The sequence below is a fragment of the Rhizobium grahamii genome (assembly GCF_009498215.1).
Taxonomy (GTDB): domain Bacteria; phylum Pseudomonadota; class Alphaproteobacteria; order Rhizobiales; family Rhizobiaceae; genus Rhizobium; species Rhizobium grahamii_A.
The window spans coordinates 937,988-951,397 of sequence record NZ_CP043498.1 but is presented as its reverse complement, the minus strand read 5'-3'; the positions used below and the strand labels follow the sequence as shown (position 1 = coordinate 951,397).

16 protein-coding genes and 1 pseudogene are annotated in these 13,410 nt (G+C 59.9%); 9 read left to right on the top strand and 8 right to left on the bottom strand.

The features are described from left to right. Positions 1 to 110: 110 nt before the first annotated feature. Positions 111 to 914: an SDR family NAD(P)-dependent oxidoreductase gene (locus tag FZ934_RS04785; protein ID WP_153270132.1), complete on the bottom strand. Its 804-nt coding sequence runs from the start codon at positions 912 to 914 to the stop codon at positions 111 to 113. Positions 915 to 1,066: 152 nt separating this feature from the next. Here FZ934_RS04785 and FZ934_RS04780 point away from each other — a divergent pair, with 152 nt between their 5' ends. Then, entirely contained in the window at positions 1,067 to 1,597 is a 531-nt protein-coding gene (locus FZ934_RS04780) for a MarR family winged helix-turn-helix transcriptional regulator (protein ID WP_153270131.1), read from the top strand. On the opposite strand, the gene FZ934_RS04775 is transcribed toward FZ934_RS04780, so the two are convergent. Further along, the gene (locus tag FZ934_RS04775; protein WP_153270130.1) at positions 1,584 to 1,928 is read right to left on the bottom strand and encodes a cupin domain-containing protein; all 345 of its coding nucleotides are present in this window, start codon (positions 1,926 to 1,928) and stop codon (positions 1,584 to 1,586) included. The genes FZ934_RS04780 and FZ934_RS04775 overlap by 14 nt on opposite strands. Positions 1,929 to 2,119: 191 nt before the next feature. Between FZ934_RS04775 and FZ934_RS04770 the strand changes: the two genes are divergently transcribed. Further along, entirely contained in the window at positions 2,120 to 2,920 is an 801-nt protein-coding gene (locus FZ934_RS04770) for a CatB-related O-acetyltransferase (RefSeq protein ID WP_153270129.1), read from the top strand. A gap of 111 nt (positions 2,921 to 3,031) precedes the next feature. Here the strand turns inward: FZ934_RS04770 and FZ934_RS04765 are convergent. Together FZ934_RS04765 and FZ934_RS04760 are read right to left on the bottom strand one after the other, a co-directional pair. Next, positions 3,032 to 4,314 (bottom strand): annotated as a pseudogene (locus FZ934_RS04765) (O-acetylhomoserine aminocarboxypropyltransferase). A gap of 112 nt (positions 4,315 to 4,426) precedes the next feature. Then, positions 4,427 to 4,855, bottom strand: coding sequence for a CoA-binding protein (locus FZ934_RS04760; RefSeq protein ID WP_153270128.1), 429 nt, complete (start codon positions 4,853 to 4,855; stop codon positions 4,427 to 4,429). 102 nt (positions 4,856 to 4,957) lie between these two features. Here FZ934_RS04760 and FZ934_RS04755 point away from each other — a divergent pair, with 102 nt between their 5' ends. Further along, positions 4,958 to 5,287: a hypothetical protein gene (locus tag FZ934_RS04755; protein ID WP_153270127.1), complete on the top strand. Its 330-nt coding sequence runs from the start codon at positions 4,958 to 4,960 to the stop codon at positions 5,285 to 5,287. Between the two features lie 401 nt (positions 5,288 to 5,688). Further along, a complete protein-coding gene (locus FZ934_RS04750) occupies positions 5,689 to 6,525 on the top strand; it encodes a DMT family transporter (protein ID WP_153270126.1) in 837 nt (278 codons plus the stop codon). A 1-nt stretch (position 6,526) separates the two neighbouring features. On the opposite strand, the gene FZ934_RS04745 is transcribed toward FZ934_RS04750, so the two are convergent. Then, the gene (locus tag FZ934_RS04745; protein WP_153270125.1) at positions 6,527 to 7,360 is read right to left on the bottom strand and encodes an enoyl-CoA hydratase; all 834 of its coding nucleotides are present in this window, start codon (positions 7,358 to 7,360) and stop codon (positions 6,527 to 6,529) included. Positions 7,361 to 7,433: 73 nt separating this feature from the next. Here FZ934_RS04745 and FZ934_RS04740 point away from each other — a divergent pair, with 73 nt between their 5' ends. The 3 genes from FZ934_RS04740 to rpsI all read left to right on the top strand — a co-directional run bounded on the left by FZ934_RS04740 (position 7,434) and on the right by rpsI (position 9,024). Beyond that, entirely contained in the window at positions 7,434 to 7,865 is a 432-nt protein-coding gene (locus FZ934_RS04740) for a PaaI family thioesterase (RefSeq protein WP_153270124.1), read from the top strand. 224 nt (positions 7,866 to 8,089) lie between these two features. After that, entirely contained in the window at positions 8,090 to 8,554 is a 465-nt protein-coding gene (gene rplM / locus FZ934_RS04735; protein WP_153270123.1) for a 50S ribosomal protein L13, read from the top strand. 2 nt (positions 8,555 to 8,556) lie between these two features. Continuing rightward, positions 8,557 to 9,024, top strand: a complete 468-nt coding sequence (rpsI, locus tag FZ934_RS04730) for a 30S ribosomal protein S9 (RefSeq protein ID WP_148181776.1) — start codon at positions 8,557 to 8,559, stop codon at positions 9,022 to 9,024. A gap of 51 nt (positions 9,025 to 9,075) precedes the next feature. Here rpsI and FZ934_RS04725 read toward each other — a convergent pair whose 3' ends face one another. The 3 genes from FZ934_RS04725 to FZ934_RS28025 all read right to left on the bottom strand — a co-directional run bounded on the left by FZ934_RS04725 (position 9,076) and on the right by FZ934_RS28025 (position 11,262). Then, positions 9,076 to 9,453 (bottom strand): VOC family protein, encoded by a 378-nt coding sequence (locus tag FZ934_RS04725; protein WP_153270122.1) that lies wholly within the window; start codon positions 9,451 to 9,453, stop codon positions 9,076 to 9,078. A gap of 124 nt (positions 9,454 to 9,577) precedes the next feature. After that, entirely contained in the window at positions 9,578 to 10,399 is an 822-nt protein-coding gene (locus FZ934_RS28030) for a tetratricopeptide repeat protein (protein WP_246737839.1), read from the bottom strand. A gap of 209 nt (positions 10,400 to 10,608) precedes the next feature. Beyond that, on the bottom strand, positions 10,609 to 11,262 hold the full coding sequence (locus tag FZ934_RS28025; protein ID WP_246737838.1) for an adenylate/guanylate cyclase domain-containing protein: 654 nt from the start codon (positions 11,260 to 11,262) through the stop codon (positions 10,609 to 10,611). A 177-nt stretch (positions 11,263 to 11,439) separates the two neighbouring features. Here FZ934_RS28025 and speB point away from each other — a divergent pair, with 177 nt between their 5' ends. Beyond that, positions 11,440 to 12,399: an agmatinase gene (gene speB / locus FZ934_RS04715; RefSeq protein ID WP_153270121.1), complete on the top strand. Its 960-nt coding sequence runs from the start codon at positions 11,440 to 11,442 to the stop codon at positions 12,397 to 12,399. 63 nt (positions 12,400 to 12,462) lie between these two features. Beyond that, the gene (gene argC, locus FZ934_RS04710) at positions 12,463 to 13,395 is read left to right on the top strand and encodes an N-acetyl-gamma-glutamyl-phosphate reductase (RefSeq protein WP_153270120.1); all 933 of its coding nucleotides are present in this window, start codon (positions 12,463 to 12,465) and stop codon (positions 13,393 to 13,395) included. Positions 13,396 to 13,410: the final 15 nt, after the last annotated feature.

The window sequence follows — 13,410 nt, the reverse complement described above, 5'->3', positions numbered from 1 at the left end:
TGAGGGTCGACCGCCGCCGCCCCTCACAGGAGCAACCTATGCGATGCCGCCGGGCTGCGCTTTGACATGGATCATTGCGGCGGAGGAACAGATCGTGCCGCGATCATCGCTCAGTCGACGTTGACGCCGTAGCGAGCAGCCGGCTTGCTATGCGAAAGATTGGGGCCAAGCGCCAGGCGCGCTGTCGTCAGTTGCGCCAGATCGTTTTCATTCGGCAGTGACGGGATCGTGATCAGCTCACCCTTGTCGAAGCCAGCCAGCGAGGCATCGACCATATCGTTGACATCCATCACCATCGAGGCGGGAAGATTGTCGACGGAGCCTCCTGCGCGTTCGAATATTTCGGTCCGGGTCAGACCAGGTAGCACCGCCTGAACCTTGACACCCTGCTCCGCGACTTCCGCGTGGATTCCCTGGGTGAGATTGAGCACGAAGGCCTTTGTGGCGCTATATGTGGCGTTGAACCGCTCCGGTATGAATACCACCACAGAGGCGATATTGACGATCGCGCCCCTGCCCCGCTTGGAGAATGCCTGTGCCGCAGCGACTGCAAGGCGGTTTACCGCGACGACGTTGAGTTCGATCATGTTTTCCAGATAGTCGGCGTCGTCGTCGAGCATCTTGCCCTTGGGTCCAATGCCTGCATTGTTGACCAGCATCGTGATCGCCGCATCGTCACGCAGGCGTTGTTCGACGACGCGAACATCCGCCCGGTTCGTCAGATCCGCCACCAGCACCTCCACCTCAACGCCCTGCTCGGCCTTCAGCCGCTTCGCCAGAGCCGAGAGGCGCTCGCCGTCGCGTGCGACAAGAAGGAGATTGTAGCGGCGCTTTGCCAGGCGATCAGCATAAGCGGCGCCGATCCCCGAGGAGGCACCGGTAACCAAAGCAGTCCCAGGATTGAAACCAGACATGACGGTATTCCTTTCCAATTTTGATTTTACTGGCATATGCCACTATATTTGTATAGTCGTGCCGCCAGCGCAAGGGGAGAGACGATAAATTTCGAAATGAGAGGATTGACTGACCGTCAACGATCGGAAGACATCGAGACCGGAGATCGATCATGAACGACAAGACCGAAGCACCAGGCAGCTGGGACTACTGCAACAACAGCGCCCTGAAACGCGCCTCCCGCCAGCTTGGCCAACTCTACGAGGATATCATGGCGCCGAGCGGGCTGAGGGCGACGCAGTATGCGCTGCTCACCCAGATCAAGCTCGGCGGCGCGACGCCTCTGAAGGCCCTCGCCGAGGCTATGGTGATGGATCTTTCCGCGCTCGGACACACGCTGAAGCCACTCTTGAGGGACGGCATGGTCGAGCTAGTACCCGACGAGAAGGACCGTCGCGTAAAGCGCGTTCGGCTGACGGCGTCAGGAGAGGCAAAATGGGCGGAAGCCCAGCTCCTATGGAGAGACGCTCAGGACCGGTTCGATCGCGCCTTCGGCAAGGACGCTGCCGACGCCTTGCGACAAACGATGAACCTGATTTCATCAGGCGGTTTCGCAGAGGCCTTCGCCGACGCGAAGCCGACGTCACCGAATAGAGACAAGTGCGTTTCGGCAGGACAGACTAGCCCGATCAAACGCGGATGACGTAGTCCTTGCGGGTCGTCTCGATGACTTCCCAGGTTCCGATGAAGCCCGGCTTCAAGATCATCCTGTCGCCGGCGCGCAGATGAACGGGCTCTCCGCCCTCCTCCGTCACGATCGAATAGCCGGAAAGGACATTGAAGTACTCCCACTCGTCATAGACGATGCGCCACTTTCCCGGCGTCGCTTCCCATATGCCGGCATAGATACCGCCATCGGCTTCGTCGAAACTCCATGTGCGGAACTGCGGATCACCAGCGATGATCCGGTCGGCGGCGGGAGCGCCGAACTCCGGTTTGCTACCGTTCTCTTCGAATCTGATGAACGTCGTCATCGGCCCTCTCGATATCCTTCGCGGCGGAGCGCGACTGCCTAAAATCTATCGGCATCTTGCACTCTGCGCACGGCAGGTCCAGCAAAACTGAGATCGGATCTCGATCATGGGGCTTGGAGCGCTGTGATCGCTATCCTTGTGTGATAAAATGCGATTCTCGCTCCAGTCACTGTTCCCGGACTCACAGACGCATGAAATTAACGGCATCCGATCTCAATCTAATGTGGGAATTCCGGCTCCTCTTCAAGGTAAACTCAGGACCGCCCAATCCGATCGGCTACGGCTGGCTGATCGCAGACCAACACCTGAGCGTCAAAAATGAAGTTGTGATCGAACCCTATTCGGGCCTTTACGGGGGACCCTACGTCCCCAGCACCGGCGGTGTTCACTATTGCGGCCTGACATCGATCGGATTGCTGTCCTATTCCTATTCGCCGTTGCCTGAACCGATGAAGGTCGGACGCTATTGCTCCATTTCATCGGGTTTGACCTTCCTGGACAGCTATCACCCGCTTGACCTGGTGACGACCTCGATCATTACCTTTCGCAGCAAAAGCGTACTTTGCCGGGATTTCACCAATGCTGAACAGGTTTCAAAATATGGTTGGGACATCCACGGCAATAAACCCTATCCTACCTTGGAGAACGACGTATGGATCGGCCGAGACTGCACGTTGCAGATGGGCATTCGCCTTGGCACCGGTTCTGTCGTCGCGGCCAACAGCGTGGTGACGAAGGACGTGCCGCCCTTTGCGATCGTCGGCGGAAATCCGGCAAAAATCATTCGCTACCGGTTCGACGAGGCGACGATTGCGAAATTACTGGAAAGCGAATGGTGGAACTACCACCCCAAGAATCTCTGCGCGATCGGCTTTGACGACATTCCGAGGTTTCTCGATGAGGTGGCGCTGCTGAAGGACGATCCGACAGCCAAGCTGAACCTGCCCATATTGCGGATCACCGACAAGGAAATGGTCGCCACAATGCCGTGACCAGCGCCCCGGCCACCATTTTCAGATCCTTTCGTCGAATCAGACGAAAATCAGCACCCGCACTATCCAAGCCGGGTGCTGATCATGTTGCTATCTGGCGGGAAGCGCCGATCAAGCCTTTGCGAGCGACTGTTCGAGGTCGGCGATGATGTCCTTCACATCCTCGATGCCGATCGACAGGCGGACCACGCCGGGGCCAGCGCCGGCAGCGATCTTCTGCTCGTCGGTCAGCTGCCGGTGGGTGGTGGATGCCGGATGTATGATCAACGATCGGGTGTCACCGATATTGGCGAGGTGCGAGAACAGCTGCAGCCCTTCAACGAGTGCCTTGCCCGCCTCGTAGCCGCCCTTGACGCCGAACGTGAAGACGGAGCCCGCTCCCTTCGGCGAATAGCGCTTCTGCAGGGCGTGGTTCGGGTCGTCCTCGAGGCCGGCATAGTTGACCCAAGCGACCTTGCTATGCGCCTTCAGCCATTTCGCCACGGCAGCGGCGTTCTCGCTGTGGCGCTGCATGCGCAGCGGCAGCGTCTCGATCCCGGTCAGGATCAGGAAGGCGTTGAAGGGCGAGATCGCCGGACCAAGGTCGCGCAGACCAAGGACGCGGCAGGCGATCGCGAAGGCGAAGTTGCCGAAGGTCGAGTGGAGAACGACGCCGTTATATTCCGGCCGCGGGCTCGAGAGCATCGGATAGTTGCCGGACTTCGACCAGTCGAAGGTGCCGCCGTCGACGATGATGCCGCCCATGGAGTTGCCGTGGCCGCCGAGGAACTTGGTCAGCGAGTGGACGACGATATCGGCGCCGTGTTCGATCGGGCGAATGAGATAGGGGCTGGCCATCGTATTGTCGACGATGAGCGGCAGTCCGTGCTTGTGTGCGACTTCCGCGATCGCGGCGATATCGACGAAGGTGCCGCCCGGATTGGCGAGGCTCTCGATGAAGATCGCGCGGGTCTTTTCGTCGATCTGGCTCTCAAAGCTCGAGGGATCGCCTGAATCTGCCCAACGAACCTGCCAGCCGAAATTATCGAAAGCGTGGCCGAACTGGTTGATGGAGCCGCCGTAAAGGCGCTTGGCCGCTACGAAATTCTCGCCCGGTCGAAGGATCGTGTGGAACACGATCATCTGCGCGGCGTGGCCCGAGGCAACGGCCAGCGCCGCCGTGCCGCCTTCGAGAGCCGCGACACGTTCTTCGAGAACCGCCTGCGTGGGTTCATGATGCGGGTATAGATGTTCCCGAACTGCTGCAATCCGAAGAGAGCGGCTGCATGATCAGCGTCGTTGAAGACGTAAGCCGTGGTCTGATAGATCGGCGTGGCGCGCGCACCGGTCGCCGGATCGGGCTTGGCGCCGGCATGGACGGCCAACGTGTTGAATCCCGGATCATTATTACTCATGAAAATTCCTCCCGTTTTTACAATTTGACGCGGCGGAGCATAGCCGACACGCCGTAAAAGGTAATCGCCAATCTATTTCAACCGAGGCGCGTTTAAAGAAAAAAACGTCCCATCAGGCGATCAGGCGCGGATACTCGATTGCCGGGCAGCGATTCATGACAACCTTCAATCCGGCGGTCTCGGCAATCTGCGCGGCCGCATCATCACGAACGCCAAGCTGCGACCAGATCACCTTCGGGCGGGGCTCCATCCGCAGCGCCTCCTCCACCACCTCCGGCAAGTATTCGGACGCCCTGAAGACATCGACCATATCGACTGCGGTGGGGATGTCGGCAAGCCGGGCATAGACGAGTTGCCCATGGATCAGCTTGCCTGCCTGGCCGGGATTGACGGGGATGACCTGATAGCCGCGTGCCAGCAAGAACGCCATGACACCGTTGCTGGGGCGCGCCGGATTTGGCGAGGCGCCCGTCAGCGCGATCGTCTTCACCGAGCGCAGGATATCAATGATATAGTCGTCGTCATATCGGTCGTGGTTCATGCGTGCCTCTTTGCCACCAAGCCATGATTTCCGCGCCGAATTTTGAAACCGGCGCCTCGCTTTTATCGTATATAGGTAGTGCCAAGCCACAGGAGGATCCCCATGAGAAAGACGGCCCTTTTGCTTTCCTTTGCATTGGTCGCGTCGCCGGCCATGGCAATCTCTCGATACAACTCGCAGAGCATGACGTGCCAGAGCGCCCGTGCGGCCATTCACAACGAGGGCGCGGTGATTTTCCGCTATCCGTCCAAGCGCGTTCCCGGGATGCCGCTCTACGACCGCTATGTCCGCAACAGCCGCTTCTGCGACGGCAACAAATATGCTGAATGGACGCGTATTCCGACGAAGGATGACCCCAGCTGCCGGGTTCTCAATTGTCAAAATATCGACAACCTGGACGGGATGTTTCTTGTTCCAGACTATTCGCTCTGAGGCGATCGCAAGACATCTGCGCCGCTCTCGTCCAGCTTGCTGAAACACAACTTCTCCGGCCCATCAAAACGGGCCGATTATGACAACGTGTGTCATTCACGCATCACGCCTAAAAATTGCGAGAGCACGCGAGGCTCTCGTTCTATGTATATCCTGTATATGAACACCATATGTTCCTGCATATGTTAGAAACACCTCATAGTTGAATGAGGCGAATCGATTAAACGCAGTTGGCGTACGTACATCTTGGTGACACCGCCAGCCGACAATCTGTGATTGTTAACGCGTTCGTCACCGCTACGTGTCGGGATCGCACCACGCAAAGCCATGTTGGCATTTTGCCTTTGACGGCGTAACAAGGGCCTCGGATCCCCCGTCAATACACCGCTCGGTAGTCTTTCTTGTCGCTCACAGTCATCCTGCTGGTTCTTCTAGGCGCGCTGCTGCACGCAATCTGGAACGCGCTCATCAAGGCGGGCACGGACAAGTCGCTTGACGCCAGCCTCATCTCGGCAGGTGGTGCGATTACGGCCCTGCCCTTCCTGTTTTTCCTGCCGCTGCCGGAGGCCTCGGCCTGGCCTTACATCGGCGCTTCGGCGATCCTTCAGTTCATCTATTTCCAGCTGGTCGCCGGCGCCTATCGGGCGGGCGACATCGGCCTCGTCTATCCGATCATGAGGGGCTGCGCGCCTCTGCTGGTCGCCGCGACAAGCGGTTTCATCCTGAACGAGAGCCTCTCGCCCGGCGCGATGCTTGGCACCGCGACGATCTGCGCGGGCATTCTCACGCTGGCGCTCGAGGCAAGACGCGGCAGCGGCCATGCGATCCGTCTGGCGCTCGCCAACGCTTGCGTCATCGCGACCTATACCTATGTCGACGGCATCGGGGCGCGGATATCCGGCAACGCGATATCCTATACGCTATGGATGTCGCTGCTGCCTCCGATCCTGCTTCTGACCTGGGCCGTCTCGAAGCGGGGCGCGGTGGCTGTTGCCGTGCATGTCCGCTACAATTGGTGGCGCGGACTGATCGGCGGCGGCGGATCGATTGCCTCCTACGGCCTCGCGCTATGGGCGATGACAAAAGCGCCGGTCGCAACCGTCGCTGCGCTTCGAGAGACGTCGATCCTGTTCGCTCTGCTGATTTCCGTTATCGTGCTCAAGGAAAAGGCCAGTCCGTGGCGCTATCTCGCCGGCGCGATCATCGCACTTGGCGGCCTGATCCTCAAGCTCGCCTGAGCTATTCGCCAGTCCACTGTGGCGTGCGCTTGGACAGGAAAGCCCCGATCCCCTCTTCGGCATCGGCCGTCAGCATATTGTCGACCATTACCTGCGCCGCATAGCTGTAGGCTTCCTCGACCGGCATTTCGAGTTGGCGATAAAACGCTTCCTTGCCGAGCTTCAGCGTCAGCGGCGATTTGCTCGCAATTACGGACGCATATTTGGTGACGACCTGCGTCAGGTACTGTTTCGGTACGATGCGGTTCACGAGGCCGAAATCCTTGGCCGTGGGGGCGTCGATCGTCTCTCCGGTCAGCAGCATCTCCATCGCCTGCTTGCGATGGGCAGCCCGCGTCACAGCCACCATCGGCGTCGAGCAGAACAGGCCGATATTGACGCCCGGCGTGCAGAAGGTTGCCGTATCGGTGCAGATTGCAAGATCGCAGGAAGCGACAAGCTGGCAGCCGGCAGCGGTCGCAAGGCCATCGATCTCGGCAATGACGGGCTTAGGGAGGCGGGTGATCTCGAGCATGAGGTCGGCAGCCAGCGCGAAGGTTTCCTCGAAAAATGCCTCGCCGCCGTCCTCGTCGGCGCGATGCGCGGTCAGCTCCTTCAGGTCGTGGCCGGCGGAAAAGACATTGCCCGTCGAGGCGATGATGACCACGCGGACGGCAGCGTCTTCGGCAGCGCTCTGCAGCTCGCCGATCAGCGTTTCCATGACCGCGATCGAAAGCGCGTTTGCAGGCGGATTGCTGAGCGTCAGCCGCAGGACCCCGTCGCTCAACTGCGGAATGACAAGCGCGCCCTCGCCCGCTTTGCTCGGGTCTTTCCGAAAGGATACGACTTCGGCCATGGTCTAACTCCCTGCATTGCCATTTCGTGCTAATTGTTCTGCCACAGGCGACAAGCAATTTCGAGGCAAACTCATGCAGCCGGTCATGACGATCGACGAGCTCCACCGTTTTCTGGACACGGATTTCCCCCAGATCCACACGGACGGTCGGGTCTTCTCCATCACCGAAATCCGCCCCGGCAGCGTCTCGATGCGTCTCGACCCAAACGAGAGGCACTTACGCCCCGGCGGCACTGTATCAGGCCCCGCGCTTTTCACCCTGGCGGATGTCACGGCCTATGCGTCGGTGCTCGCGCATATCGGACCAGTCGCACTGGCTGTGACCACCAATCTCAACATCAATTTCCTGCGACTGCCAAAGCTCCGGCCAACGACCTGCATCTGCAGAATTCTCACGCTCGGCAAGCGCCTCGCGGTCATCGAGGCATCGATTTTCCAGGAGAATGAGGACGAGCTGATCGCCCACGCAACGGCGACTTACTCGATTCCGCCACGCGAAATGTGAGGTATTAAATTACCACATACCTAAGCGCTTGATTTTGCTTGTATGTTTTTATGGGGCAGTAACTCGGCATCATTGACCGGGCACGTCTTTGCCTTTATACACACCCCCAGAAATGCAGCCTTCCGGGGCTGCTTTCTTTTTGGTGCGTCTCCGGACGTCCAAACCAAGCAACAAGAAACGCCCTTCGCCTTCGGGCACAAGGGATCCAAAAGAGAGTAACTACTATGGCAACTTTCTCCCAGAAGCCTGCAGAGGTGGAGAAGAAGTGGGTCATCATCGACGCCGAAGGGCTGGTCGTTGGTCGTCTCGCTTCCGTCATCGCTATGCGTCTGCGCGGCAAGCACAAGGCAACCTTCACGCCCCACGTTGACGACGGCGACAACGTCATCGTCATCAATGCCGACAAGGTCGTATTCACCGGCAAGAAGTACTCCGACAAGGTTTACTACTGGCACACCGGTTTTGCCGGCGGCATCAAGGAGCGTACCGCTCGCCAGATCATCGAAGGCCGCTTCCCGGAGCGCGTTCTCGAGAAGGCTGTTGAGCGCATGGTTCCGCGTGGCCCGCTCGGTCGTCGCCAGATGAAGAACCTCCGCGTTTACGCTGGTTCCAACCATCCTCATGAAGCACAGCAGCCTGTCGTTCTCGACGTGGCCTCGCTGAACAAGAAGAACGTAAGGAGCGCCTAAGAATGGCTGACCTCTCCTCCCTGAAGGATCTCGGCACGGCTACCGAAGCTTCGGCTCCGGTTCACGTCCGCAAGGTCGACTCGCTTGGCCGTTCCTACGCGACCGGCAAGCGCAAGAACGCTGTTGCCCGCGTCTGGGTCAAGCCGGGCTCCGGCAAGATCATCGTCAACGGCAAGGAATTCGCGGAATACTTCGCACGTCCGGTTCTGCAGATGATCCTGCGCCAGCCGATCGTTGCTGCTGCCCGCGAAGGCCAGTTCGACATCATCGCTACCGTTGCCGGTGGCGGTCTTTCCGGCCAGGCCGGTGCTGTTCGTCACGGTGTTTCCAAGGCTCTCACCTACTTCGAACCGGGCCTGCGCTCGGTCCTGAAGAAGGGTGGCTTCCTGACCCGCGACAGCCGCGTTGTTGAACGTAAGAAGTACGGTAAGGCCAAGGCTCGCCGTTCGTTCCAGTTCTCCAAGCGCTAATCGCTTCGAACTATCGAAATGCGAAGGCCGGGCTCTGCCCGGCCTTTTTTGTTATTCCGGCCTACGAAAGAAGGCCTCCAGCCTGTACCCATCAGGGTCGATCACGAAGGCCGCGTAGTAGAACTGGCTGTATTCCGGGCGGACACCGGGTGGGCCATTGTCTTCGCCGCCATTGGCAAGGCCCGCGGCATAGAAGGAATTGACCGCTTCCTCGCTGGTCGCCGTAAAGCAGAAATGCAATCCCGATCCACGATCCGCCGGCACCGGATGCTCTGCCTCCATGACCCAGAAGGCCGGCTTTTCGGCACCGTATCCGACAGTATTGCCAAAACTGGACAGCCGCTCATAACCGAGCGCTCCGAGTGCCGCGTCGTAGAACGCTCCCGATCTTTCAATATTCTTTACGCCGATCGATATGTGATCGAACATGGGTATCAGCTCCTTCGCTCATCGCTGGCTGCAGGTTCTCCGACACCGGGAGCGAAGTCAACGACGCGCTTCGATCCCGAACCAACAACGGCAGCTTCAGAGCGTGCCATCGGCGGCCACACCGCTAGGCCGCCGGCCCCAGAGCGCCGAGAAGTGTCGCGAAGGCACCCTCGCTCTGGTAGGGAAACACCAATCGCAGCAATTCCGGGCCAAGTCTCGGCTGAAGCCGACGCGCTTCGACCTCGCAGTGCGCGCGCCGTACCTCGTCTCCGCGCAGGGCATGGGCAGCTGCAAGCAAGATGAGTGTTCGCCATGACTTCGTCGGTACATTCTCAAATTCCTCCGCGGCGTCATCGCCACGGCCTTGCTGAAGCCGAATGATGCCGCTGATCGCCCAGAACCACACCGGCGGATGCGTCGATCGTCGAAAGCATTCCTCGATTTCGGCAGCGGCGGCTTCCAGATCACCGACATAGTGGAGCAATTCGGCGAAATCGGCGCGGATCTCGACATCGCTTGGCGCGAGGTCGCGCGCCTTGCGGTAGTGGGATTTCGCGCCCTCATAGTTTCGCATCATCAACTGAACCAGCGCCGCAGAGTACTGCGCAAAGGCGTCGTTGTTGTCGAGGCGCAATGCGATGCGCGAGACGTCCTCAGCGCGTTGCAGACGCTCAGGCGTGCCCTCCATGCTGAAGGTGTGCGTCAGTGCAATGGCGTGCATGGTGTGAGCTTCGATAAGACCAGGGTCGAGCTGCGCGGCTCTCTCGAAGAAGCGTTCGGCCTCCCACAGCAGATGTTTGGCATCGAGCATCCTGCCATAAAGAAAGTTCTCGTAGGCGGACCAGGAGGATTCGGGTCTAGTGGCGACGGTCTTGGATGACACATGGAGGACCTTGTCCACCACGAGCGACACGATCTCCGCTGCGACGGATTCGATTGCATCCATTTGACAATCTGCCGGAAGATCGAATGCCCGAGACCACAGTATCGACGTGGCCGTCGTGGACGCGAACCTAACGCTCAGCCGGAACGGGCCTGCTCCATGAACGCCGATGCTCACTGTGTAATCGTGAGCGCGCATGCTCATTTCCGCCGCCGAAGTCGGAGCGACGTCGATCCAGCGGCGCTCCGAGAGAAACTGCTCGATGCTCGAGCTTACCAACCCTGCAATATCCTGCCCGCCGGCAAAGGGTGAGGACCCTGATGCAACTCGCACGAGGACTTTTTCCGCGCTCCGCGACGACGTCGCTTCGTCAGCCGCGAGTGTGCAGCGGGGATCGGGCCAGTCCGGCGCGGTTGCCAGTGCCAGACGCGGACTGGTCGTTCGATGTTCTTCAGGCGTTTTTCGCCGCCAGCGACGAACTCGCCCCCAAGTCGCGTCGCGATCTGGTGATAGACCCCATCGGTCACGCATATGCCGCCCGGCAACGCGTTTGCTTCAATACGAGAGGCGACGTTGACCCCATCCCCGAACATGTCGGAGCCGTCCACCAGAACGTCCGCAAGGTTGATGCCAATCCTGATCGCCGGGCGCGCGCCCTCACCTGTTCCGTTCACCAACTCGCCCTGGATCGCCATCGCGCATTCGACCGCGCCAGTCACCGAGTCGAATACGGACAGTGTTCCGTCGCCAATCAGCTTGAAGATCCGGCCGCCATTGCGCTCGATGTTCGGCTCCACAACATCGCTGTGTATCGCCTTGACCAGCGCGAGCGTCGTCTCTTCGTCGCTTTCCATCAGGCGGGAATAGCCGACAACGTCCGTCGCCATGATCGCTGCCAGCCGTCGCTTGAGAGGCACGCTCGGCATAAGCCCTCCGAGAACCGTTTCACTCAGCATCAACAACGACGGGTAGAGTAGCACAGAACGATCGGTGGGATCATCGTCTCCGCGATGCTGCGTGTGCCTTGCATTCTATCGTCCTGTCGCTTACCCCTTCTGCCGGCAGGCATCCGCCTGCGTCAGATCGAAGTCAGGATTACCCTCGTGGCAAAGAAGACCATAGATCACGCCTTCACGGCAACCAGCCTCACCTCCTCAGCCAGCGACCCGACCTTTGCCGGCGCGCTGTCATTCATGCGCCGCCGCTTCACCAAGGATCTGACCGGCGCGGACGCCGTTGTCTGGGGCATTCCCTTCGATGCGGCGACCTCAAATCGGCCCGGCACGCGGTTCGGTCCCCAGGCGATACGCCGCGCATCGGCGATTTTCGACAACGACCCGCAATACCCTTTCAATCGCGACCTCTTCGCCGAGATGGCCGTCATCGACTATGGCGACTGCCTGCTCGATTACGGCAATCACCACGAGACGCCCAAGGCGATCGAGCAGCAGGCCCGAACGATCGTCGACAGCGGCGCCTTCATGCTGACCCTTGGTGGCGATCATTTCGTCACTTGGCCGATCCTCAAGGCGCATGCCGCCAAGCATGGACCGCTGGCGCTCGTCCAGTTCGACGCACACCAAGACACCTGGTTCGACGACAACAAGCGTATCGACCACGGTTCCTTCGTGGCGCGGGCAGCGCGAGACGGCATCATCGATCCGGATCGGTCGATCCAGATCGGCATCCGGACGCATGCGCCCGAGGATTTCGGCATTCACATTCTCTATGGTCACCTGCTCGAGGACATGAGCGCCGGCGATATCGCATCGACGATCATCTCGCACACCCGCGGGGCACCGTCCTACCTGACCTTCGACATCGACTGCCTCGACCCGGCCTTTGCGCCTGGCACCGGCACTCCTGTTTCGGGCGGCCCCTCCAGCGCCAAGATCCTCTCAGTGCTGCAGCGCCTGCACCAGCTGGACATCAGGGGCGCGGATGTCGTGGAGGTGTCACCGCCCTATGACCATGCCGATATCACCGCCATTGCGGGGGCGACGGTCGCGATGTATATGCTTGGCCTGCATGCCGAACGCCGCGCAAGCGCGTCACACGGCTGACTCATCTCTCTTACAAAATGATTCCGGACTTCTTTCTAACCTATTGAAAGTGTGAGCAAGACAATGGCACCGAAGATCTTCATCGATGGCGAACACGGCACGACGGGCTTGCAGATCCGCACGCGCATGGCCGGCCGTCGCGATGTCGAGCTTCTGTCGATCCCGGAAGCCGAGCGTCGCAACGCGGCGATGCGCGAGGATATGCTCAATAACGCCGACATCGCGATCCTCTGCCTGCCCGACGATGCTTCGAAGGAGGCCGTGCAGATGGTCTCCGGCAATAACAACGTGCGTGTCATCGACACCTCCACTGCCTTCCGCGTCAACCCGACGTGGGCTTACGGTTTCGCGGAGATGGACAAGGAGCAAGCGGAAAAGATCAAGGCTGCTCGCTTCGTCGCCAATCCCGGCTGCTACCCCACCGGTGCCATCGGCCTCATTCGGCCGCTGCGTGCTGCCGGCATCCTGCCCGACGGCTATCCGGTCACGGTCAATGCGGTTTCGGGCTACACCGGCGGCGGCAAGCAGATGATCGCGCAGATTGAAGACCAGAGCCGCGACGATGCGATTACCGCGCCACACTTCCTCTATGGCCTGACGCTGACGCACAAGCACGTTCCCGAGATGAAGATCCATGGGCTGCTCGATCGCGCGCCGATCTTCTCGCCGTCGGTCGGGAAGTTCGCGCAGGGCATGATTGTTCAGGTGCCGTTGCATCTCGATGATCTGGCCGATGGCACGACGCTCGAAAGCATCCATGCTGCCCTCGTCGCTCACTATGCCGGCCAGGATATCGTGACTGTCGTGCCGCTGGAGCAGAGCAGCAAGCTGCCGCGTATCGATGCTGTCGAACTCGCCGGCAAAGACACGATGAAGCTCTTCGTTTTCGGCACGCCGGGCGCCTCGCAGGTCAATCTCGTGGCGCTGCTCGACAACCTCGGCAAGGGCGCTTCGGGCGCGGCTGTCCAGAACATGGACCTAATGCTCGCCTCCTGATCCGGGAGCCTGTCG

What these genes read in the sequence shown, in the direction of transcription:
- FZ934_RS04785 (WP_153270132.1), bottom strand. Translation starts at nt 914, where the DNA reads ATGTCTGGTTTCAATCCTGGGACTGCTTTGGTTACCGGTGCCTCCTCG.
- FZ934_RS04780 (WP_153270131.1), top strand. Translation starts at nt 1,067, where the DNA reads ATGAACGACAAGACCGAAGCACCAGGCAGCTGGGACTACTGCAACAAC.
- FZ934_RS04775 (WP_153270130.1), bottom strand. Translation starts at nt 1,928, where the DNA reads ATGACGACGTTCATCAGATTCGAAGAGAACGGTAGCAAACCGGAGTTC.
- FZ934_RS04770 (WP_153270129.1), top strand. Translation starts at nt 2,120, where the DNA reads ATGAAATTAACGGCATCCGATCTCAATCTAATGTGGGAATTCCGGCTC.
- FZ934_RS04760 (WP_153270128.1), bottom strand. Translation starts at nt 4,855, where the DNA reads ATGAACCACGACCGATATGACGACGACTATATCATTGATATCCTGCGC.
- FZ934_RS04755 (WP_153270127.1), top strand. Translation starts at nt 4,958, where the DNA reads ATGAGAAAGACGGCCCTTTTGCTTTCCTTTGCATTGGTCGCGTCGCCG.
- FZ934_RS04745 (WP_153270125.1), bottom strand. Translation starts at nt 7,360, where the DNA reads ATGGCCGAAGTCGTATCCTTTCGGAAAGACCCGAGCAAAGCGGGCGAG.
- FZ934_RS04740 (WP_153270124.1), top strand. Translation starts at nt 7,434, where the DNA reads ATGCAGCCGGTCATGACGATCGACGAGCTCCACCGTTTTCTGGACACG.
- rplM (WP_153270123.1), top strand. Translation starts at nt 8,090, where the DNA reads ATGGCAACTTTCTCCCAGAAGCCTGCAGAGGTGGAGAAGAAGTGGGTC.
- rpsI (WP_148181776.1), top strand. Translation starts at nt 8,557, where the DNA reads ATGGCTGACCTCTCCTCCCTGAAGGATCTCGGCACGGCTACCGAAGCT.
- FZ934_RS04725 (WP_153270122.1), bottom strand. Translation starts at nt 9,453, where the DNA reads ATGTTCGATCACATATCGATCGGCGTAAAGAATATTGAAAGATCGGGA.
- FZ934_RS28030 (WP_246737839.1), bottom strand. Translation starts at nt 10,399, where the DNA reads ATGGATGCAATCGAATCCGTCGCAGCGGAGATCGTGTCGCTCGTGGTG.
- FZ934_RS28025 (WP_246737838.1), bottom strand. Translation starts at nt 11,262, where the DNA reads ATGCCGAGCGTGCCTCTCAAGCGACGGCTGGCAGCGATCATGGCGACG.
- argC (WP_153270120.1), top strand. Translation starts at nt 12,463, where the DNA reads ATGGCACCGAAGATCTTCATCGATGGCGAACACGGCACGACGGGCTTG.